Source organism: Stenotrophomonas sp. YJH_SMC_29 (genome assembly GCF_059371235.1).
The window spans coordinates 233,812-252,827 of sequence record NZ_JCAFUK010000003.1; the positions used below are offsets into that span (position 1 = coordinate 233,812).

Annotated in this window: 17 protein-coding genes; 11 read left to right on the plus strand and 6 right to left on the minus strand. The window is 68.0% G+C overall.

The annotated features are described in order from the left end of the window. Positions 1 to 191: 191 nt before the first annotated feature. The 6 genes from AC5P9I_RS05640 (at position 192) to AC5P9I_RS05665 (ending at position 6,653) form a co-directional block, all read left to right on the plus strand. Complete coding sequence (locus tag AC5P9I_RS05640) at positions 192 to 491, plus strand: EF-hand domain-containing protein (RefSeq protein WP_046430842.1); 300 nt, start codon at positions 192 to 194, stop codon at positions 489 to 491. Positions 492 to 784: 293 nt separating this feature from the next. Beyond that, positions 785 to 1,084, plus strand: a complete 300-nt coding sequence (locus AC5P9I_RS05645) for a hypothetical protein (protein ID WP_049467132.1) — start codon at positions 785 to 787, stop codon at positions 1,082 to 1,084. A gap of 63 nt (positions 1,085 to 1,147) precedes the next feature. Next, on the plus strand, positions 1,148 to 3,907 hold the full coding sequence (gene mgtA / locus AC5P9I_RS05650; RefSeq protein WP_049467130.1) for a magnesium-translocating P-type ATPase: 2,760 nt from the start codon (positions 1,148 to 1,150) through the stop codon (positions 3,905 to 3,907). A gap of 31 nt (positions 3,908 to 3,938) precedes the next feature. Continuing rightward, positions 3,939 to 4,679, plus strand: a complete 741-nt coding sequence (locus tag AC5P9I_RS05655) for an MgtC/SapB family protein (RefSeq protein WP_049467129.1) — start codon at positions 3,939 to 3,941, stop codon at positions 4,677 to 4,679. Positions 4,680 to 4,963: 284 nt separating this feature from the next. Continuing rightward, positions 4,964 to 6,019: a sensor histidine kinase gene (locus AC5P9I_RS05660; protein WP_049467127.1), complete on the plus strand. Its 1,056-nt coding sequence runs from the start codon at positions 4,964 to 4,966 to the stop codon at positions 6,017 to 6,019. After that, positions 6,012 to 6,653: a response regulator transcription factor gene (locus tag AC5P9I_RS05665; RefSeq protein ID WP_049467125.1), complete on the plus strand. Its 642-nt coding sequence runs from the start codon at positions 6,012 to 6,014 to the stop codon at positions 6,651 to 6,653. The genes AC5P9I_RS05660 and AC5P9I_RS05665 overlap by 8 nt, the downstream gene beginning before the upstream one ends. Before the next feature lie 12 nt (positions 6,654 to 6,665). Here AC5P9I_RS05665 and AC5P9I_RS05670 read toward each other — a convergent pair whose 3' ends face one another. Both AC5P9I_RS05670 and AC5P9I_RS05675 read right to left on the minus strand, forming a co-directional pair. Further along, positions 6,666 to 7,058: a DUF3224 domain-containing protein gene (locus tag AC5P9I_RS05670; protein WP_049467124.1), complete on the minus strand. Its 393-nt coding sequence runs from the start codon at positions 7,056 to 7,058 to the stop codon at positions 6,666 to 6,668. Between the two features lie 31 nt (positions 7,059 to 7,089). Next, the gene (locus AC5P9I_RS05675; protein ID WP_206149946.1) at positions 7,090 to 7,578 is read right to left on the minus strand and encodes an EamA family transporter; all 489 of its coding nucleotides are present in this window, start codon (positions 7,576 to 7,578) and stop codon (positions 7,090 to 7,092) included. Between the two features lie 245 nt (positions 7,579 to 7,823). Here AC5P9I_RS05675 and AC5P9I_RS05680 point away from each other — a divergent pair, with 245 nt between their 5' ends. Genes AC5P9I_RS05680 through AC5P9I_RS05690 form a run of 3 tightly spaced genes read left to right on the plus strand, consistent with a single transcriptional unit; the run spans position 7,824 to position 11,986 of the window. Further along, the gene (locus tag AC5P9I_RS05680) at positions 7,824 to 9,020 is read left to right on the plus strand and encodes a hypothetical protein (protein ID WP_049467120.1); all 1,197 of its coding nucleotides are present in this window, start codon (positions 7,824 to 7,826) and stop codon (positions 9,018 to 9,020) included. A 1-nt stretch (position 9,021) separates the two neighbouring features. Then, positions 9,022 to 10,521, plus strand: coding sequence for a DUF6384 family protein (locus AC5P9I_RS05685; RefSeq protein WP_235645131.1), 1,500 nt, complete (start codon positions 9,022 to 9,024; stop codon positions 10,519 to 10,521). Between the two features lie 16 nt (positions 10,522 to 10,537). Beyond that, a complete protein-coding gene (locus tag AC5P9I_RS05690) occupies positions 10,538 to 11,986 on the plus strand; it encodes a coiled-coil domain-containing protein (protein WP_049467118.1) in 1,449 nt (482 codons plus the stop codon). Here the strand turns inward: AC5P9I_RS05690 and AC5P9I_RS05695 are convergent. Together AC5P9I_RS05695 and AC5P9I_RS05700 are read right to left on the minus strand one after the other, a co-directional pair. Next, positions 11,983 to 13,161, minus strand: a complete 1,179-nt coding sequence (locus tag AC5P9I_RS05695) for a low temperature requirement protein A (RefSeq protein WP_049467115.1) — start codon at positions 13,159 to 13,161, stop codon at positions 11,983 to 11,985. The two genes, AC5P9I_RS05690 and AC5P9I_RS05695, sit on opposite strands and share 4 nt — an antisense overlap. A 9-nt stretch (positions 13,162 to 13,170) precedes the next feature. Beyond that, on the minus strand, positions 13,171 to 13,437 hold the full coding sequence (locus AC5P9I_RS05700) for a hypothetical protein (protein WP_049467113.1): 267 nt from the start codon (positions 13,435 to 13,437) through the stop codon (positions 13,171 to 13,173). A gap of 201 nt (positions 13,438 to 13,638) precedes the next feature. On the opposite strand from AC5P9I_RS05700, the gene blaL1 reads away from it, so the two are divergent. Then, entirely contained in the window at positions 13,639 to 14,508 is an 870-nt protein-coding gene (gene blaL1, locus AC5P9I_RS05705; RefSeq protein WP_049467111.1) for a L1 family subclass B3 metallo-beta-lactamase, read from the plus strand. Between the two features lie 91 nt (positions 14,509 to 14,599). Here the strand turns inward: blaL1 and AC5P9I_RS05710 are convergent, their stop codons facing one another. Together AC5P9I_RS05710 and AC5P9I_RS05715 are read right to left on the minus strand one after the other, a co-directional pair. Beyond that, complete coding sequence (locus AC5P9I_RS05710; RefSeq protein WP_080355545.1) at positions 14,600 to 15,136, minus strand: DUF411 domain-containing protein; 537 nt, start codon at positions 15,134 to 15,136, stop codon at positions 14,600 to 14,602. 482 nt (positions 15,137 to 15,618) lie between these two features. After that, the gene (locus AC5P9I_RS05715; protein ID WP_130767989.1) at positions 15,619 to 17,904 is read right to left on the minus strand and encodes an FdhF/YdeP family oxidoreductase; all 2,286 of its coding nucleotides are present in this window, start codon (positions 17,902 to 17,904) and stop codon (positions 15,619 to 15,621) included. A 244-nt stretch (positions 17,905 to 18,148) separates the two neighbouring features. Between AC5P9I_RS05715 and fdhD the strand changes: the two genes are divergently transcribed. After that, positions 18,149 to 18,997: a formate dehydrogenase accessory sulfurtransferase FdhD gene (gene fdhD / locus AC5P9I_RS05720; protein WP_049467105.1), complete on the plus strand. Its 849-nt coding sequence runs from the start codon at positions 18,149 to 18,151 to the stop codon at positions 18,995 to 18,997. Positions 18,998 to 19,016 lie beyond the last annotated feature (19 nt).

Consider the following 19,016-nt stretch of genomic DNA (forward strand, 5'->3'; position numbering starts at 1 on the left):
CGCCTTGCTGTCGCCTGCCTGACAATTTCGTCAGGTGCGGCCGGTACACGCATGGGGCAGGCGGGTGAACGGTGGCCCACCGCCATCTGGCGACCCGCTCGGTTCTTCGCAGCTCGCTTACAGATCCGGGCCGAATATCCGGCCGTGGCCATCCACACCCGTGGCCCGCGTCCCCACTTCTGGAGCCTGTCATGACCGGTATTCGCTACGTTCCTGCTGTCCTCGTCATTACCATCGGCCTGCTGCTGGGCGCCTGTTCCAAGACCCAGGAGGCGAGCAAGGCCACCGCCGCCGAGGACGTCACCGAAGTGAAGCTGATACCGCCGTATGAGTCGCTGGACAAGGACAAGGACGGCATTGTCACCCTGGCGGAAGTCGATGCAGTGGCTCCGGACTGGGCCGAACGCTTGCACGCCTGCGATACCGACCGTGACAAGACGTTGACCCGTGGCGAGTACGACGTGTGCAAGCAGACCAGCGGCGCACATTGACCCACCACTGGATCCTCGATCGGCACCGCATGTGCCCGGCTATACCAAGGTATAGCCGGGCTAACCCACGGGCCTCTAGGCCTGCCCCATTCAGGGGCGGACAATAGCGCCACTGGCCAGGGCAACCCTGGCTGGCACCCTCCCCTCATGGAGACGCAGATGGACCCCGACCCTGCCGGGCGCGCCGCGCCCCGGATGACCGCTTGTTGCCTGTTCCTGGCGCCTGCCCGCCGGTCCCTGCCTGCCTGAGTGACGGGGGACCGCCAGGCGCCGCCTGCCTGGAGATCGCCCCCATGTCCTACAAGATCCTCTACATCACCCTGCGCCGCCTGATCGGTGAGCGCGATGTCGCCGGCCTGCGCAGCCAACTGCTGCAGCACGGCCCGGTCATGTTCGCCCGGTCGCTGTCGCTGGGTTCACCCCGCGTGGTGGCCGACGCGCTGTCGTTGCTGCCGATCAGCGAGCGCATCAATGTGCTGCGCCACCTGCCCTATCCCCTGCGCGATGCAATGAAGCCGCTATGCATCGGCGGCAGCCAGCGCCTGCACATGCAGCCGTGGTCGCCGGCGGTGCTGGCGATGCGCCACGCCTGATCTGCCTCACCCATTCCGTTCGTGTTCCGGCTGCGGCCGGCTCTGACATTCGAGGAGCGACCCATGAGCCTGCTCAACGCCTGGTTCAACGCCTTCCTGCGCAGCCGCCGCGCAGGCAACCTGTTCCGCCGCCGCGCGATGCCCGAGGCCGGGTTCGGCCCGGGCAGCGCCGAGGCGGCGCCGTTCGCGCTCACCACGGGCCTGGTCACCCTTGCCCAGCAGGAGGAAGCCGAACTGCTGGCCACGCTGGGCTCGCATGCCGATGGCCTCAGCCCGCATGAAGCCGAGGAGCGGCTGGCCACGCTCGGCCCCAACGAGGTGGATCACGAAAAGCCGCTGCCGTGGTGGCGCCACCTGTGGCAGTGCTACCGCAATCCGTTCAACCTGCTGCTGACCGTGCTGGCGGCGGTGTCCTGGCTGACCGAGGACATCAAGGCCACCGTGGTGATCGGCGCGATGGTGCTGCTGTCCACGCTGATCCGCTTCGTCCAGGAGGGTCGTTCGAACCGTGCCGCCGAGCGGCTGAAGGCCCTGGTCGGCAACACCGCACGCGTGCTGCGCCGCAATCCCGGCACCGAGGCTGCGGATGTGGCCGACCAGTATTTCGGCGCGCACCTGCACAGCCGTCGCCCGGCACGCCTGCTGGACCTGCCGATCCGCGAGCTGGTGCCGGGCGACCACATCGTGCTGTCGGCCGGCGACATGATTCCGGCCGATTGCCGCGTGCTGACCGCCAAGGACCTGTTCGTCGCGCAGGCCGCGATGACCGGCGAATCGCTGCCGGTGGAAAAGTTCGCGCACCCCGGCGATGGCCTGGCTGGCCTGCTGGAACAGCACAACCTGCTGTTCATGGGCACCAACGTGGTGTCAGGCACCGCCACCGCCGTGGTGCTGGCCACCGGCAACCGCACCTACTTCGGCACGCTGGCCCAGCGCAGCACCGCCACCGACCGTGCGCCGACCGCGTTCCAGGCCGGCGTCAACAGTGTCAGCTGGCTGCTGATCCGCTTCGCGCTGGTGATGGTGCCGTTCGTGCTGCTGATCAATGGCTGGACCAAGGGCGACTGGACCGAGGCGTTCCTGTTCGCGCTGTCAGTGGCGGTGGGCCTGACGCCGGAAATGCTGCCGATGATCGTCACCTCCACCCTGGCCAAGGGTGCGGTGCTGCTGTCGCGGCGCAAGGTGATCGTCAAGCGCCTGGATGCGATCCAGAACTTCGGCGCGATGGAAGTGCTGTGCACCGACAAGACCGGCACCCTGACCCAGGACAGGATCGCGCTGGAGCGCCACACCGATGTGTTCGGCCACGATTCGGAAGACGTGCTGAAGTTCGCCTATCTCAACAGCCACTTCCAGACCGGCCTGATCAACCTGCTGGACCGCGCGGTGCTGGAGCACGTGGAGCTGCAGAGCTCGCTGCGGCTGTCGCAGGACTACCACAAGGTGGACGAGATCCCGTTCGACTTCGAGCGCCGCCGCATGTCGGTGGTGGTATCCGAACGCGAGGACCACCATGAGCTGATCTGCAAGGGCGCGGTGGAAGAGATGCTGGCGGTATGCAGCACCGTGCGCGAGAACGGCCAGGACATGCCACTGGACGAGCGTCGCCTGGCGCGGGTGCGGCAGACCACCGAGGAGCTGAACGAACAGGGCCTGCGCGTGGTGGCGGTGGCGATGAAGGAGACCGCAGCCCACCAGTTGGTGTACACGCAGGCTGACGAGTGCGGATTGACCCTGGTCGGCTACGTGGCGTTCCTGGACCCGCCGAAGGAATCGGCCGCACAGGCGCTGCAGGCGCTGGCCGCGCATGGCGTGGAAGTGAAGGTATTCACCGGCGACAACGAGCTGGTGACCGCCCGTGTCTGCGCTCAGGTGGGACTGGACGCGGACACCATCCTGACCGGCCCGCAGATCGAGCGCATGGACGACGGCGCGCTGTCGCGGGCGCTGCACCACCATCGCGTGTTTGCCCGGCTGACGCCGCTGCACAAGGAGCGGCTGGTGCGCGAGCTGCGCGCGCAGGGCAAGGTGGTCGGCTTCCTCGGCGACGGCATCAACGATGCGCCGGCGCTGCGCGCAGCCGATATCGGTATCAGCGTGGACAGCGCGGTGGACATCGCCAAGGAGGCGGCCGACATCATCCTGCTGGAAAAGAACCTGATGGTGCTGGAGGAAGGCGTCATCCAGGGCCGGCGCACGTTCAACAACATGCTGAAGTACATCCGCATGACCGCCAGCTCCAACTTCGGCAACGTGTTCTCGGTGCTGGTGGCCTCGGCCTTCCTGCCGTTCCTGCCCATGCTGCCGCTGCAGCTGCTGGTGCAGAACCTGCTGTACGACATCTCGCAGATCGCCATCCCGTTCGACAACGTTGACGAGGAACTGGTGCGCAGGCCGCTGAAGTGGAACCCGGCGGACATCGGCCGCTTCATGGTGTTCTTCGGGCCGATCAGCTCGCTCTTCGACCTGACCTGCTTCGCACTGATGTGGTACGTGTTCGACGCACGCACGCCGGCCGACCAGGGCCTGTTCCAGTCCGGCTGGTTCGTGGTCGGCCTGCTGACCCAGACCCTGATCGTGCACATGATCCGCACGCCCAAGGTGCCGTTCCTGCAGAGCATTGCCGCGCCGCCCCTGCTGCTGATGACCGGCCTGATCATGGCCATCGGCGTGTTCCTGCCGATGAGCCCGCTGGCCGGCTACTTCAAGCTGCAGGCGCTGCCCGCCGGCTATTGGCCGTTCCTGGTGGCGATCCTGGTCGGCTATGCAGTGCTGACCACTGCGCTGAAGAAGTTCTACATCCGTCGTTACGGCTGGCAGTAGGCGCCCGCCGGCCTTGTCCAGGGAGAAATGGATGCTCGACATCAACCCGAACCTGCCGACGTTCAACGCCGGCGCAACCCTCAGCTCGCTGATCAGCCTGTCGGTGGCGTTCGTGCTGGGCACGGCCATCGGCCTGGAGCGGCAGCTGCGCCAGCGCACCGCCGGCCTGCGTACCAATACACTGGTGGCAGTGGGTGCAGCGGTGTTCGTCGACCTGGCGGTGCGCTTCCATGACCTGTACGGCGGCCCGCCGTCGCCACTGCATGTGGTCGCCTATGTGATCTCCGGCGTTGGCTTCCTCGGCGCCGGCGCAATCATGAAGGAGGGCGCGCAGGTGTCCGGCCTGAACACCGCGGCCACGCTGTGGGGATCGGCGGCAGTGGGCGCGTGTGCCGGCATCAAGCTGCTGCCCGAAGCGGTGCTGGCCGCGGTGTTCGTGCTGGCTGCCAACACCCTGCTGCGGCCGGTGGTGAACCGCATCCAGCGGCAGCCGCTGCCGGAAGCGTTCAGCGAGGCCACGTATGCGATCAACGTGGTCTGCCAGCGCGAGCAGCAGGCCGAGGTGCTGGACCGGCTGTTGCTGCTGCTGGAGCAGGCGCAGTACCCGGTGCGCGCGGTGGACCAGCGCCCATTCGGCGAACGTGACGTGGAAATCGAAGCCGTGTTGTACGCGACCGCGGTCGATGCCGGAGAGCTGGATGCGGTTCTTGGCACGCTGGCAACCACGCCCGGCGTGCTGCAGGGGTTCTGGAACGCCAGCCTGGAAGAGTAGTGCCGGCCGCTGGCCGGCAACCTCATGATCCCGGACGCACCATGCATCACCTCGGCGCGCCCACCGCTGCGGTAGTGCCGGCCGCTGGCCGGCAACCCCATGATCCCGGACGCACCATGCATCACCTCGGCGCGCCCACCGCTGCGGTAGTGCCGGCCGCTGGCCGGCAACCTCATGAGCTCCGGCAACACCGTGCAGTTGCCGGCCAGCGGCCGGCACTACCGGTCGCCATCTACCGAGGGCGGCTTTGCTATCCTTTCACCCCACGCCAGGGAGCCGTCCCGATGCCATCGCTGTCGCCCCGCCGCCCGCTGGTGCTGCTGGCCCTGATCGTCGTGATGGCCGCGATCTTCCTGATCGACACTGTCACCGATTACGCGGTTGCCGCCGCCTGCTTCTACGCGGCGGTCATCCTCGCGGCGTCGCGCGTGCTGGCCGCCCGCGGCCTGATCACGCTGGCCATCGCCTGCATCGCGCTGACCGGGCTGAGCTTCTTCCTGACCCGCTTCGGCACCTACCGCATCGGCCTGGTCAACTCGGTGATCGGCATGCTGGTGATCGGCATCACCACCTACCTCGCGCTGAACATGGAAGCGGCCAAGGCCGCCGTGCAGGAGGCGCAGGGCCGCCTGTTGCGGGTGGCGCGCGCGTCCACCGTGGGCGAACTGACCACCTCCATCGCGCATGAAGTGAACCAGCCGCTGGCGGCCATCGCCAGCAGCGCCGAGGCCTGCCAGCGCTGGCTCGCGCAGGACCCACCGAACGTGGACAAGGCGCGGCAGACCGTAGCCCGCATCCTCGCCGACGCGCATCGCGCCGGTGACGTGATCGCCCGCATCCGCGGCCTGACCCAGGGCGCGGCACCGGAACGACGCGCCTTCGATCTGAACCAGGCGGTGGAGGAAATGCTGGCGCTGTCGCGCAGCGAACTGGACCGGCATGGCGTGGCCGTAGCCCTGCTGCTGGACCCCGACCTGCCCCCGGTGCATGCCGACCGCGTGCAGGTGCAGCAGGTGGTCGGCAACCTCATCCTCAATGCGGTAGACGCGATGGAAGCGGTGCCTGCCGCTGATCGCCGCCTGTCCCTGCTGACCCGGCGTGATGGCCAACGGGTCAGCCTCAGCGTGCGCGATCGTGGCGTCGGCCTGCCCGCCGAGCATCCCGAGCGCGTGTTCGACGCGTTCTGGACCACCAAGTCACACGGGTTGGGGCTGGGCCTCAGCCTGAGCCGCTCGATGATCGAGGCCAACGACGGCCAGATCCGTGCCGAACGTCCGGCAGGCGGCGGTGCCTGCTTCGTCTTCGACCTGCCGGTCGCCACGGATGTCCATCATGCGTAAGCCCACGGCCCCGGCCATCGATCCAGCACCCATCGTCTATGTGGTCGACGACGATCCCTCTGTACGCGCGGCGCTGGAAGACCTGCTGGCCTCGATGGGCCTGCAGGTGCGGGCGTTCGCGTCCACCCAGGCCTTCCTCGAACACGACCTGGAAGACGCGCCGGCGTGCCTGGTGCTGGATGTGCGGATGCCCGGGCAGAGCGGCCTCGAATTCCATCGCACGATGGGCAGCCATGGCCTGCAGTTGCCCGTGGTGTTCATCACCGGCCACGGCGACATCGCGATGGGTGTCAACGCGATCAAGGACGGTGCCATCGAGTTCCTGACCAAGCCCTTCCGTGACCAGGAACTGCTCGACGCCATCCACAAGGGCATCGAGATCGACCGCCAGCGCCGCCGCGAAGGCGACGTGCTGGGCGCGCTGCAGCAGCGCTGGCATTCACTGAACGCTGGCGAGCGCGAGGTGGTCGATGGCGTGGTGCGCGGCCGGCTCAACAAGCAGATCGCCGGTGACCTCGGGGTCAGCGAGATCACGGTGAAGGTCCGCCGTGCGCAGGTGATGCGCAAGATGGGCGCACGCACCCTGGTCGACCTGGTGCGCATGTACGACCGCCTGCAGGCCGGTTCCGGCTGAGCGCCGCCCCACCTACTGCGGATCGGGCAGCGAATACAGCAGCCGGTACGCGTGGCGGCCCTCGCTGATGGTGATCTCCAGCGTGCCGGCCAGGCCCAGCAGGCCATCACTGCCGGAATCGGGCACGACCACCACCCTCAGCTCCGGCATGCCGCGGGTCATCAGCCCGGTGTGCTGCAGGGTGAAGCCGCCCTGGCGCCCGGCCAGCGTGGCCGTCACCCGTTCCATCGCCACGTAGCCGGCCGAGCCCTGCACCGGCGTGCGGAAGGCCAGCATCTGGCCGACACTGCTGCCCTGCAGGTCGCCGGCGAAAGTCTTGTCGATCGACATCACCGCAATCGGGCCGTCGTTGCCACCGACCGGTCGCAGATCCACTTCAAACGTACCGTGTGCTTCACCCTGCATCCCGCGCTCCTGTCTGATCAGTCGGATTCCGCTACTTCTTCGTCGCCAGCACGATCACCCCGGCCACCACCAGCCCGATGCCGCTCCACTCCCGCAGGCTGGGCCGCTCGCCCAGCAACAGGTAGGCCAGCACGATCACCAGCACCACGCTGAACTTGTCCACCACCGCTACCTTGGCCAGCTCGCCGCTCTGCAGCGCGCGGAAGTAGAACAGCCACGAGGCGCCGGTGGCCAGCGCCGACAGCACCAGGAACAGCTGGGTGCGCCCGGGCAGCAGCAGCGGGTTGGACCATTTGCCGGTGAGCACCACCAGCGGCAGGATCACCGCCGCCACCACCAGGGTGCGGATGGCCATCGCCAGGTCCGAGTCGACGCCCTTGACGCCAACCTTGGCAAACAGCGCGGTCAGCGCTGCGAACACGGCGGACAGTCCAGCCCAGAGCAACCATTGCGGTAGGTTCTGCACGAAGCCCTCGCTTGCCTGCTCGGCGGGTGTGCCAACGCTACTCCACCCTGCCATCGGTGGGGCTTCACCTGCCCATCACCGCCGCTACAATGGGCCAGGAATCGCCATGGGGCGATCTGCAGGGATTGCACCGTGCTTGAACAGGACACCCTCCTCGCCCAGAGCGGGCCCGCTGCCCGCGAGCGGCCCGGCCGGCCGTGCAGCGCGCGGCTTGCGCTCAACTTCCCCTTCGATTCGCAGCACCCTGCCCGTTCCGCGCGGCAGTTTTCCCATCGTTTGCCCTGAACGGAGCCGTCGAAATGCCCGAGAACACTCTCCTTGCCACGCCGGCTGCTTCGGCACCGATCAAGTACCTCGACCGCGCCATGGCCACGCTGCGGAGCCTGGGCTTGGCCGCTCCCCAGGACAACAACGCACCGGCCATCGCGCTGGTCTCGCAGTTGTCGAGCCTCGACCAGGGCCGGGTGGTGGCCATTGCCCGCGTGCTGCAGCAGTCCGGTCATTTCAACGCCGTGATGCGTGACGAAATCAGCTCGGCCAAGGTGTCCGACCGCTACACCGAGATCATCCGCGCCTTCGACAGCATCCGCGACGATGCCAGCGCCATGGTCGAACAGGTGCGCGACGGCAGGATCGACATGGGCGAGCGCCTGCAGAACCTGTGGATGAAGGTCACCCGCGGCGACATCCCGAGCCGGTTCGAGAAGATCCGCCGCACCTTCCTGGAGGTCAGCCGCGATTCGGCCGAACAGTTGCAGCGCGAATCGCGCGTGCTGGAGATGTACGGCGACTTCCGCCTGTCGATCAAGGATGCGGAAATCCAGGCGCATGAACTGTTGAAGCTGCAGGAGCAGGCGCTGGCCGATGCGCGCGAAGCGTTGAAGCAGGCGCAGGAGCGCGTGGAGTCGGCCGACCCGGGCGCCGATGCTGCCGACACCGGCCGCCTGGTCATGGCCCGCGATGAGGCCCTGCGCACCCAGCAGGCCGAAGAGTCGCGCTACCAGCTGGCCAAGGACCTGGCCGAGAACCTGCAGGTGAACTACGCCACGTCCGAGGCGATCATGCTGCGCGTGCACCAGTCGCACGAGGTCAAGCGCCGCGTCAACGAGCGCTCGGTGGTGTTCTTCTCCACCAATGAAACCAGCTTCACCGCCTTGAACCTGGCCTTCACTACGCAGATGGGCCTGCACGAGTCCACCCAGGCGCTCAACGCGATGACCGAGGGCACCTCCAAGGGCCTGGACGCGGTGGCCAACATCGGCGACGACGTCCTGCACGAGGGCCTGAAGGCCGGCTATGGCGCCACCATCGGCGTCGATTCGGTGCGCAAGCTGGTCGATGCAGTGGTGCGCTTCCAGGAAACCTCGCTGCAGGAGATCGAGCAGCTGCGCAACCAGGCCACCCGCGATTCGGCCGAGATCGCCGAGTATGTCGAGCAGGGCAAGCAGCGTTTCGCTGCCCTGCTGCAGGCGCCGCCGAGCCCGGAGCCGCGCTGAAGTGAGTGCGACGATGGCCCCTGCGGAGCTGCAGGATGCACTGCTGACCATGGATGTGGTCGACCAGCTGCGTTACCGCAATGCCGAAATGAAGGCGCTGGCCGACAGCGGCCATGACAAGGCGGCCTTGAAGCGGCGCCTGCTTGAGCTGTACCGCTCGCAGGGGATCGAGGTCTCCGACGAGATCCTCGAGGCCGGCATCCAGGCCCAGCGTGAGCAGCGCTATCTCTACACTGCGCCGCGTGGCTGGAAGGCGTGGCTGGCGCGGCGCTGGATCGACCGCGCGCGCCTGCTGAAGTGGGCACTGGCCGTGGTCCTGGCGCTGCTGGTGCTGGTGGCGCTGCTGGTGATGGCACGCAGCTTCGGCGCGTTCGTGCATGACATCAACGTGCAGAACAACGTGCAGGCGCTGAACGACAAGGTCGCCGCACAGCAACAGGAGGCTGTTGCAGCGCGCGCCCTGCTGGCCGCGCAGGAACAGGCCCTGCAGGGCCTGCTGCCACGTGCCAGCGCCAGCGGCGACCGCCTGCAGCCGCTGACCGAAAGTGCGCAGGCCGCGCTGGCCGAAGCACAGCGTCACTTCGCCGAGCTCCCGGCCGCAATGGCGGCACTGCCGACCCTTGTGCGCAAGGACAAGCTCACCCGGCTCAGCAGCGGTGGCAGCGCCACCGGCGAGCGCGCGGCCGCGCAGGTGGAGCAGCAGCGGCTGGCTGCGGCGCAACGGCTCGCCAACGCCCGGGACACCCTGCCCGCGCTGACCGAGCGGGTGAACATCCTCGTCCAGGCCGTGGAGGCCAGCGAGCTGCTGGACACCACCAACACCGCCGCAAAGGCAGCACGCCTCACGCCGGATGCAGAGCAGGTGCGCGCACGCGCCTACACCGGCGGTGATGTCGCGCTGCGCGCAGGCGACATGGCCGCGGCCGGCCAGGCGGTGTCGACCCTGAAGGACCTCATCAGCAGCGCCGACACGCTGGCCGCGCTCAACGATCGGCTGGCCCGGCTCAAGGCCGACGGCCTGGCCACCGGCGTCGCCGGCGAAGACCGCAAGCGCTTCGAGCGAGCGCTGGACCAGGCCGCGCGCCTGATCCGGGTCGAGACGCTGGCCGAGGCCGGTCCGGCCCTGGACAACGTCAGCCAGCTGGTGGGGCTGCTGTCACAGACCCTGGTCTACCGCATCGTCAACCGTGACGACGAACGTACCGGTGTCTGGCGCTACAACGAAAAGGCCAACGGTGGCCGCAACTACTATCTGGTGGCCGAAGCGCTGGACGAAGCCGGCAACGCTGCCGAACTGCCGATCCGCAACGAGGAAACCGGCAAGGAGGAACGGGTCTCGGTGTTCGCCGTGCGCGTTCCCCAGGCTACCTATAACCGGGTCGCCGCCGACAAGCAGGACAACGGCATCATCGAGGACGACCTGATCGGCAGCAAGCCACGCGGCAGCCTGTCGCCGCGTTTCCGCATGCCCACGACCGGCGGCTACATCACCGAATGGTGATGGACAAGGAACCGACATGAGAGATTTGAACGACGCGATCGCCGAAGTCGCGGCCGATATCCGCCAGGTCCAGGCATCGCTGGCCGAGCGTGGCGATGCGTGCCGGGAACTGATCAAGGAACAGGAGGCGCTGCACGGCCAGGTCCGCGAGGGCTTCAATGCCCTGGCCCGGCTGCATGCCCAGGCGGCCATTGATTCGCCGCCGGCGATGGCCAGGGACCTGCTGCAGCAGTCCAGCGCCGACCTGCAGCGCCGTGACCGCAAAGCAGCGGTGCTGGCCGACGAACTACAGGCGCTGCTGGACATCGAACAGTCGTTGCAGCAGCGCTCGCAGGCGGCCGTGGCCGCACGCGACGCCGCCGGCGGGCAGTTGCAGGCACTGCAGGACCAGGTGGATGCTGCGCTGGAAGCGGACCCCGCCTACCAGGCCCTGCAGGACGAACTGCAGCTGGCACAGGCGCGGGCCGAGACCGTCGAGCGCATGGCCGCCTCTGCACAGGCGGAGCATGATGCCAAGGCCGGCGCCTATCAGGCCGACCCGGTCTTCATGTACCTGCACCGGCGCGGCTTCGGCAGCACGGCCTACCGCAGCTGGCCACTGGTGCGCACAGTCGATGGCTGGCTGGCCGAGCTGTGCGGCTTCGAGCGCGCCCGCCGCGAGTACGCCACGCTGCTCGAACTCCCGCCGTACCTGCAGGCGCATGCCGGACAGGCCCGCGACGCGAGCGAAACTGCCCGCCAGCCAGTGCAGCAGGCCCGTGACGCCGCGCTTGCCCAGGCCGGGGGCGAGCCGCTGAGGCAGCAGCTGCAGACCGCACAGGGCGCCGTTGCACAGGCACTGCTGAACGAGCAGCTGCATCGGCAGGCCGTGGACGCCAAGCAGGCACAGATCGATGGCTTCCGCAGCTGGACCGACGCGGAGGGCAGTGCCCTGCTCACCGCGCTGGCACGCACGCTGTCGGCCACCGGCATGAACGAACTGTACCGGCGCGTCGCAGCCACGGCGTCCGGCGAAGACGATGCGGTGCTTGAGCGCATCCAAGGCACTCGCCAGCGCTTGGGCGAGATCGATGGCCTGGTGGCAGAGCACACCCGCGAAATGGCCGTACTGAAGAAGCGCCTGGACAACCTGCAGGCGACGCGCAGGAGCTACCAGGCGGCAGCAGACGCCGAACGCCAGGCCTACCAGGCCCCGACCTACCGCAGGGCCACCGCTACCGCAGTTTCGGCGTCCTTCTTCAGCACGACCCGCAGCGGCAGCAACAGCAGCAGCAGCAGCAGCAGCGCTTCCTCGGGCGGCCTGTTCAACTGGGCATCGAGCAGCTCCAGCAGTTTCGATTCCAGCTCCAGCTCCAGCTCCAGTTCGAGTTCCCGCTCCAGCGCCCGTTCCGACAGTGGCGATGGCTTCAGCAGTGGCGGTGGCATCAGCGGTGGCGGGGATTTCAGGACCGGCGGCGGCTTCTAGCCCGGCCGTTGCCGGGCGCGCCCGGTCAGGCGCGTGTCCAGCAGGCCCACGCCCAGCAGCACCAGGCTGGTCAGCCAGCCGGCGGCGAGCAGGTGCGTCCAGGGCAGTGCCAGTCCCAGCGCCAGCAGCACCAGCGCGCCCAGCAGGTGCGAGCGCGGCGCGCGGCCGTAGACCGCGCGCTTGTAGAGGGCACTGCCCAGCAGGTAGAGCAGCGGACCGGCCACCATCATGGCGGCGTACCTCAAGGTCGTGCCTGCCCCCGGGTGGTCCATGACCAGGTCGTTGCCCACCGCGGTGGCGATGATGCCGGCGATCAGCAGCGCGTGTACGTAGTGGAAGTTGGCCCCCATCCGGCCGGGGTCGTCGGACCGGGTGATCGCGGCGGTGGCATCGCGACTGGAGATGCCGAAGTACAGCCACCACATCGCCAGTGTTCCGGCGAAGGTCGCCAGCACCGCCGACACCACCTCCGGGCTCCAGTGTTCGACCTCGCTGAGCACCCCGCCGGTGGCCAGCAACGTCTCGCCCAGGGCGACGATGACGAACAGCTGGCAGCGTTCGGCCAGGTGGCCGCCCTCGATGGTCCACTCACGGGTGTGCGATCGCCCCAGGCCCGGGAACGCGAAGCCGAACATCGGCGAGATGTACTCGCAGGCCACCGCCAGCGCCCACAGCGCCAGGCGGATGTTGCCCTCGGCGGCCGCGCCAGCCAGCCAGAAACACGCCGACACGCTGACCCAGGCCAGCATGCGACGGAAGTTGGCTGCCAATGGGTGGCCGCGGCCTACCTCCAGCAGTACGAAGCTGGTGCGTCCCACCTGCATCGTGGCGTATGCCCCGGCGAACACCCACGCGCGATCGGCGAACGCCTCGGGAATGGAGGAGGACATCAGCAACGCCAGCAGCATGGTGGCAAACAGCAGGCCACGGATGCGCGGCGCCTCCGGATCGAACCAGTTGCTGACCCAGCACGCATACTGCCACCCCAGCCACACTGCGAACCACAGCACCAGGGTCTGCAGCACGCCGGCCAGGTCGAGGTGGTGCAGCAGATGGTGGCTGAGCTGGGTGACCGCGAACACGTAGACCAGATCGAAGAACAGTTCTTCATAGGTGACGCGGGCATGGTGGCCGTCGCGGTGGCGCAGCGCAGGCAGTCGCAGTCGGGGACCCATGGCGGTCCTTCAGCGCGCCAGGCGCCAGTACAGGAGGGCGGCCAGCAACGCCGGCACGGTGAAGACCAGCAACAGGATCGGCAGCTCTTCTCGCAGGGCATAGCCTGCCTTGCTGACGCCCACCCACAGGTTGGCCACCGTGACCAGCAGCCACGTGGCGACGAACGCCAGCAGCGCGGTCGGCAGCTGCGATGTGCCGACGCTCCAAAGCCGGCCAAACAGCGCGAATACGCCCAACAACAGTACGCCGCCCAGCATCACCATAAGCACATGCATGGTCCATCTCCTTGAGCCTGTGGGCAGGCTAGCTGCGGCCGATTCTGCGCTCCAGCCCGTGGAGATGGATTCACAATCCAGGGCGGGCGAACAATGCTGCGCAGGCCGCGGCGGACCTTATTGCAGCCATGAATTATTCGCGAAACGGCCGGCGCGACGCGCATGCTAGCTTCAACGGCCTCTCCCCAGACACTTTCCGCCATGCGCCTCTGCCTGACTCCCCTCGCCCTGGCTGCCACGCTCGTCTTTGATGTCGCTGCCGCCGACGCACCGCTGCCGCAGCTCCGGGCCTACACCGTCGACGCTTCGTGGCTGCAGCCGATGGCACCGCTGCAGATTGCCGACCACACCTGGCAGATCGGCACCGAGGACCTGACGGCACTGCTGGTGCAGACCACCGAGGGCGCAGTGCTATTGGATGGCGGCATGCCGCAGATGGCCGGTCACCTGCTGGACAACATGAAGGCACGCGGGGTGGCACCACAGGATCTACGGCTGATCCTGCTCAGCCATGCGCATGCCGACCACGCCGGGCCGGTGGCGGAACTCAAGCGCCGCACCGGTGCCCAGGTGGTCGCGAACGCCGAAACGGCCGTGCTGCTGGCGCGCGGCGGCAGCAACGACCTGCACTTCGGTGATGACATCACCTACCCGCCGGCCAGTGCCGACCGCATCATCATGGATGGTGAGAGGGTGACGGTAGGCGGCATGGCATTCACCGCGCACTTCATGCCAGGGCACACCCCCGGCAGCACCGCCTGGACCTGGACCGATACCCGCGATGGCAAGCCCGTGCGCATCGCCTACGCCGACAGCCTGAGTGCGCCGGGCTACCAGCTGCAGTACAACGCACGCTATCCCCGCCTGGTCGAGGACTACCGGCGCAGCTTCACGACGGTGCGCGGCCTGCCCTGCGACCTGCTGCTGACCCCGCATCCGGGCGCCAGCCGCTGGAACTATGCCGCCGGTGCCGAGGCCGGGGCCAACGTCCTGACCTGCAAGGCCTACGCGGATGCGGCCGAGAAGGCGTTCGACGCGCAGTTGGCCAAGGAAACGACCGGGGCCCGCTGATGCTGTAGATCCCGTAGAGCCGAGCCTACGCACGGCTCCACACCAGACGCGTCGAAAGGTGCCGGTCAGGACGACCGGCACCCGCCGTCCATCAGCCGCCCTGCCCGTGCTGGGCAAACGGCTCGGTTGTGCCATCGGTGCGCACCAGTTCGACCGTGTACGGCTGGACGTAGCCATCGGGCATTTCCATACCCGGCGAGCCGGCCGGCATGCCGGGCAGCACCAGCCCGCGCGCCGCCGGTCGTTCGGCCAGCAGGCGCTTGATGTCCTCGGCCGGGATGTGGCCCTCCACCACGTAGCCGCCGATCTCGGCGGTATGACAGGAGGCCTTGCCCACCGGCACGCCCAGGCGGACCTTGACCGGGTTCATGTCGTCGGTGTCTCGGACATCCACCTGGAAGCCGGCCGACTTCAGGTGGTCGACCCAGATGCCGCAGCAACCGCAGCTGGCGGTCTTGTGCACGATGGCCAGCGGCAAGGCCGGATCGACCTTGGCCAGGCTGGCCGGACTCGGAGTCGGTGCCTCGCTGGCGACCGCTGCCGCGGAGGATTCTTCGGCGGCACGCGCGCAGGCGGTCGTGGCCAACACAGTGCCCAGCAGCAGGCCGAGGGAGAGCGTACGGTTCATTGAGTGATTCCTTTGCAGAGGCGGGCAACGCGGCCCGCCGCCCACGCATCGAAGGCGCAGGCAGAGTCGAGAAAAAGTCGAACAGTCATGGCAGGCGCGTGAGGCCTGCAGGAATTCACGCGATGGGGGGACGCAACGGATCCGGCATCAATGGCGACGCGCGTTGCGGGCTACTGGCCGGAACAGGCGCCTCGCGCCAGGGCGAGGCGGGCGTTCCGTTCAACGCTGCCAGCATGCCTAAACACGCCGCTGGGCATTCGCACTCGCTGCTCTGGCAGGCCAGCGGGGCCGCATCATCGCAGCAGCCGACGGCTGCCATCGCGGCCGAGTGCGGTGCGGCGCAGTGATCCTGGTTGGCGGGACCGTTGTACGAAGATGCAGCGAGGGCCAGCCCCGGCGCATTCAGCGCCAGGGCCACAAGCAGCATCCATCGCAGCAGCAGGCCAGGCAGGTTCACCCGCCGATGATAGCCGATGCGCGCATCAACCGATCGCCGCCGCCATCGGCCGCATCCGCACCGGGATCGACTTGGCCGCTGGCGTGCCGCTGATCCGGTCGTAGTAGTCCAGCGGCAGCAATGGATTCAGTTCGGGGTAGTAGCCGGCCAGCGCGCCGCGCGGCATCGGATAGTCCAGCACGGTCAGGCCCTCGATGCGCCGCTGCACGCCATCGCTGCTGATCGTCTCCAGGCTGACCCGCGCTTCCTTCTCCAGCCCGCGCGCCAGCCGGTCCTCGATGTTCATGAACAACACCATGCGATCGTTGTACACACCGCGATAGCGATCGTTGTAGCTGTAGATGGTGGTGTTGTACTGGTCGTGCGAGCGCACCGTGGCCAACCGCAGCATCTCCGGGTCGTGCACCGGATCGTCCACGTCCAGCCCGGGCATCACCAGGATGTTGGCCTTGCCATTGGGCGTGGGCCACACCCGGCGGCGCGGCGGGATGTCCAGATGGAAGCCCTGCGGCTGCTGGATGCGCTCGTTGAAGCCGGTGTAGATCTCCGGATACACCGCGGCAATCAGCTCGCGGATGGGCGCGTAGTCGTGCATGCAGCCGGCCCAGTCAACCCTGCTGCCGGGCAGCGTGGCCAGTGCCATGCGGCAGACGATCTCGACCTCGGGCAAGACATCGGCACTGACCGGCTCCAGTACCCCGCGCGACGCGGTGACATTCGACATCGCGTCTTCGATGGTGACGAACTGCTCGCCGGCCGGCGTAACGATGCGCTCCGAACGCGCCACCACCGGCAGGATCAGCGCGTCGCGGCCATGGACCAGGTGCCCGCGGTTGAGCTTGGTGGCAATGCCCACGGTGAGCTCCAGGCCGCGCATCGCCTCATACGCACGCGGCGTATCGGGCACGGCATGAATGAAGTTGCCTCCCAGGCCGATGAACACTTTGGCGCTGCCGTCCAGCATCGCCTCGATGGATTCGACCACATGGTGGCCATGCTCGCGCGGCGGGTCGAAGCCGAACACCTGCTGCACGCGGTCCAGATAGGCCGGCTTCGGCTTCTCGTCGATGCCGACGGTGCGGTCGCCCTGCACATTGGAATGGCCACGGATCGGCCCGATGCCGGCGCCGGGCTTGCCGAAGTTGCCGCGCAGCATCAGCAGGTTGGCCACCTGCTGCAGCAGGCGCGAGCCGTACTGGTGCTGGGTCAGGCCCATGCCGTAGCAGATCACGGTGGCGTTGGAGCGGATGTAGATTTCCGCGCAACGGCGGATCTGCGCCTGCGATATACCGGACACCTGCACGATCTCGTCCCAGTCCTGCGCCAGCACGTCTTCGCGCAGCGCCTCCAGGCCCACCGTGTGTTCGGCCAGGAACGCGTGGTCGAGCACGCGCTCGCCCTGCGCCTCGCGCTCGAACATCACCTTCATCATGCCCTTGATCAGGGCCAGGTCGCCGCCGATGCGGATGTGCACGAACTCGCTGGTGATCGCGGTCGAACCGAACGTGGCCATCTGCACCACGTCCTGCGGTTCGGCGAAGCGGATCAGCGCACGCTCGGGCATCGGGTTGACCGCTACGATCGGGATGCCGCGTTTGCGCGCTTCGACCAGGTTGCTCATCATCCGCGGTGAATTGGTGCCGGTATTCTGGCCGATCACGAAGATCGCCTCGGCGTGTTCGAAGTCCTGCAGCACGATGGTGCCCTTGCCCACCCCGATGGCCGGCGGCAGGCCACGGCTGGTCGGCTCGTGGCACATGTTCGAGCAGTCCGGGAAATTATTGGTGCCGAACTCGCGCACGAAGATCGAATACAGGAACGCCGCTTCGTTGGGCGTGCGCCCGGAGGTGTAGAACTCGGCCTGGTGCGGGCTGTCCAGCGCCTGCAGGTGGCGGCCGATCAGTGCGAACGCATCGTCCCAGCTGCACGGCACGTAGTGATCGGTGGCTGCGTCGTAGCGCATCGGCTCGGTCAGCCGGCCCTGCATCTCCAGCCAGTAGTCGGTCTGTGCCATCAGCTCGGTGACGGTGTACCGGGCGAACAGTTCGCGGCCGGCGCGGAACTGGGTGGCTTCCCAGGCCAGCGCCTTGGCGCCGTTCTCGCAGAACTCCAGCTTCTTGCGCTCGTCGGCATCGGGGAACGCGCAGCTCGGGCACTTGAAGCCGCCGGGCTGGTTCATCGCCAGCAGCGCCTTCGAGCCCTTGCCGATCACGCTCTGCTGCAGCAGCACCTTGGCCGTGGCACCGGCGGCACCCCAGCCTCCGGCCGGCTGGTCGTAGGGCTTGTAACGCGGCGGCTTCTGCTCGGACATGATCGGGGACCTGACGGGAGGAACGCAGCAACGAACGGCACAACGCGGTCCGGCGGTGCATCCAGTGGCACGACCAGCTGCACAGTCAAGCACGCCCGGTCACGCTTCGCCAGAGGGTGCCGGCGGATTCGGCACACCCTGGCATGGCAACAGTTACAGCCGCGTCTGCGCGCAGCCACTGCGCTATCCTCGGAACCGCAGGCGGTGGCCCGCCTCGCGGTTCTCCCTCGTCCGGACGCGCTGCATGCCTGATTCGATCCCACCCCACATCCCACCGGCCGGCACTGCCCAACGCCCCTTGCAGCGCTGGCGCGGCGGCACGCAACAGCAGCAGGTCGACGTCGTGGCCGAGGAAGTGCCGGTGGCGCTGCGCTACAACGATGCCGCCTTTGCCGTGATGATGGCCACACCGTGCGACCTGGAGGACTTCGCGCTCGGTTTTTCGCTCAGTGAAGGCCTGATCCATACGCCCTCGCAGCTGCTGTCGATCGATATCCGTCCCCAGCTGGAAGGCATCGAGCTGCAGATGACCGTGGCCGAGGATGCACCCGGCGCAAGCCTCGACTCGGACAAGGGGCGCCTGCTGCCCGGCCGAGGCGGCTGTGGCATGTGTGGCACGCGCCAGCTGGAGGAGGTGCTGCGCCCCCTGCCGCAGATCCGCGAGCGCCGCAGCTATGCCGCCGCCGCCCTGCAGCGGGCGTTGGCCACCCTGGCGCAGCACCAGCCGATGAATGCGGCAAGCGGCTCGATCCACGCCGCGGCCTGGGCCGATGCCAGCGGGCGGATCGGCTGGGTACGCGAGGACGTCGGCCGCCACAATGCACTGGACAAGCTGATCGGCGCCCTGCACCACAACGAACACGCCATCGACGGCGGCCTGCTGGTGATCTCCAGCCGGGCCAGCTACGAAATGGTCAGCAAGGCGGTGCGCGCCGGCGCCAGCGTGCTGGCTGCGGTATCGGCACCCACCGCGCTGGCGATCGACCTGGCCCGCAGCGCCGGGCTGTGCCTGATCGGGTTCGCGCGGGAGAGCGGATTCAATGTGTACACCCATCCCGATCGGCTGCGGGCGGACGGGCTCCGGGACACCTGAGTGCGACCGGGCGCATGCC

Coding starts and splice junctions, on each gene's coding strand:
- AC5P9I_RS05640 (WP_046430842.1), top strand. CDS start 192: ATGACCGGTATTCGCTACGTTCCTGCTGTCCTCGTCATTACCATCGGC.
- AC5P9I_RS05645 (WP_049467132.1), top strand. CDS start 785: ATGTCCTACAAGATCCTCTACATCACCCTGCGCCGCCTGATCGGTGAG.
- mgtA (WP_049467130.1), top strand. CDS start 1,148: ATGAGCCTGCTCAACGCCTGGTTCAACGCCTTCCTGCGCAGCCGCCGC.
- AC5P9I_RS05655 (WP_049467129.1), top strand. CDS start 3,939: ATGCTCGACATCAACCCGAACCTGCCGACGTTCAACGCCGGCGCAACC.
- AC5P9I_RS05660 (WP_049467127.1), top strand. CDS start 4,964: ATGCCATCGCTGTCGCCCCGCCGCCCGCTGGTGCTGCTGGCCCTGATC.
- AC5P9I_RS05665 (WP_049467125.1), top strand. CDS start 6,012: ATGCGTAAGCCCACGGCCCCGGCCATCGATCCAGCACCCATCGTCTAT.
- AC5P9I_RS05670 (WP_049467124.1), bottom strand. CDS start 7,058: ATGCAGGGTGAAGCACACGGTACGTTTGAAGTGGATCTGCGACCGGTC.
- AC5P9I_RS05675 (WP_206149946.1), bottom strand. CDS start 7,578: ATGGCAGGGTGGAGTAGCGTTGGCACACCCGCCGAGCAGGCAAGCGAG.
- AC5P9I_RS05680 (WP_049467120.1), top strand. CDS start 7,824: ATGCCCGAGAACACTCTCCTTGCCACGCCGGCTGCTTCGGCACCGATC.
- AC5P9I_RS05690 (WP_049467118.1), top strand. CDS start 10,538: ATGAGAGATTTGAACGACGCGATCGCCGAAGTCGCGGCCGATATCCGC.
- AC5P9I_RS05695 (WP_049467115.1), bottom strand. CDS start 13,161: ATGGGTCCCCGACTGCGACTGCCTGCGCTGCGCCACCGCGACGGCCAC.
- AC5P9I_RS05700 (WP_049467113.1), bottom strand. CDS start 13,437: ATGCATGTGCTTATGGTGATGCTGGGCGGCGTACTGTTGTTGGGCGTA.
- blaL1 (WP_049467111.1), top strand. CDS start 13,639: ATGCGCCTCTGCCTGACTCCCCTCGCCCTGGCTGCCACGCTCGTCTTT.
- AC5P9I_RS05710 (WP_080355545.1), bottom strand. CDS start 15,136: ATGAACCGTACGCTCTCCCTCGGCCTGCTGCTGGGCACTGTGTTGGCC.
- AC5P9I_RS05715 (WP_130767989.1), bottom strand. CDS start 17,904: ATGTCCGAGCAGAAGCCGCCGCGTTACAAGCCCTACGACCAGCCGGCC.
- fdhD (WP_049467105.1), top strand. CDS start 18,149: ATGCCTGATTCGATCCCACCCCACATCCCACCGGCCGGCACTGCCCAA.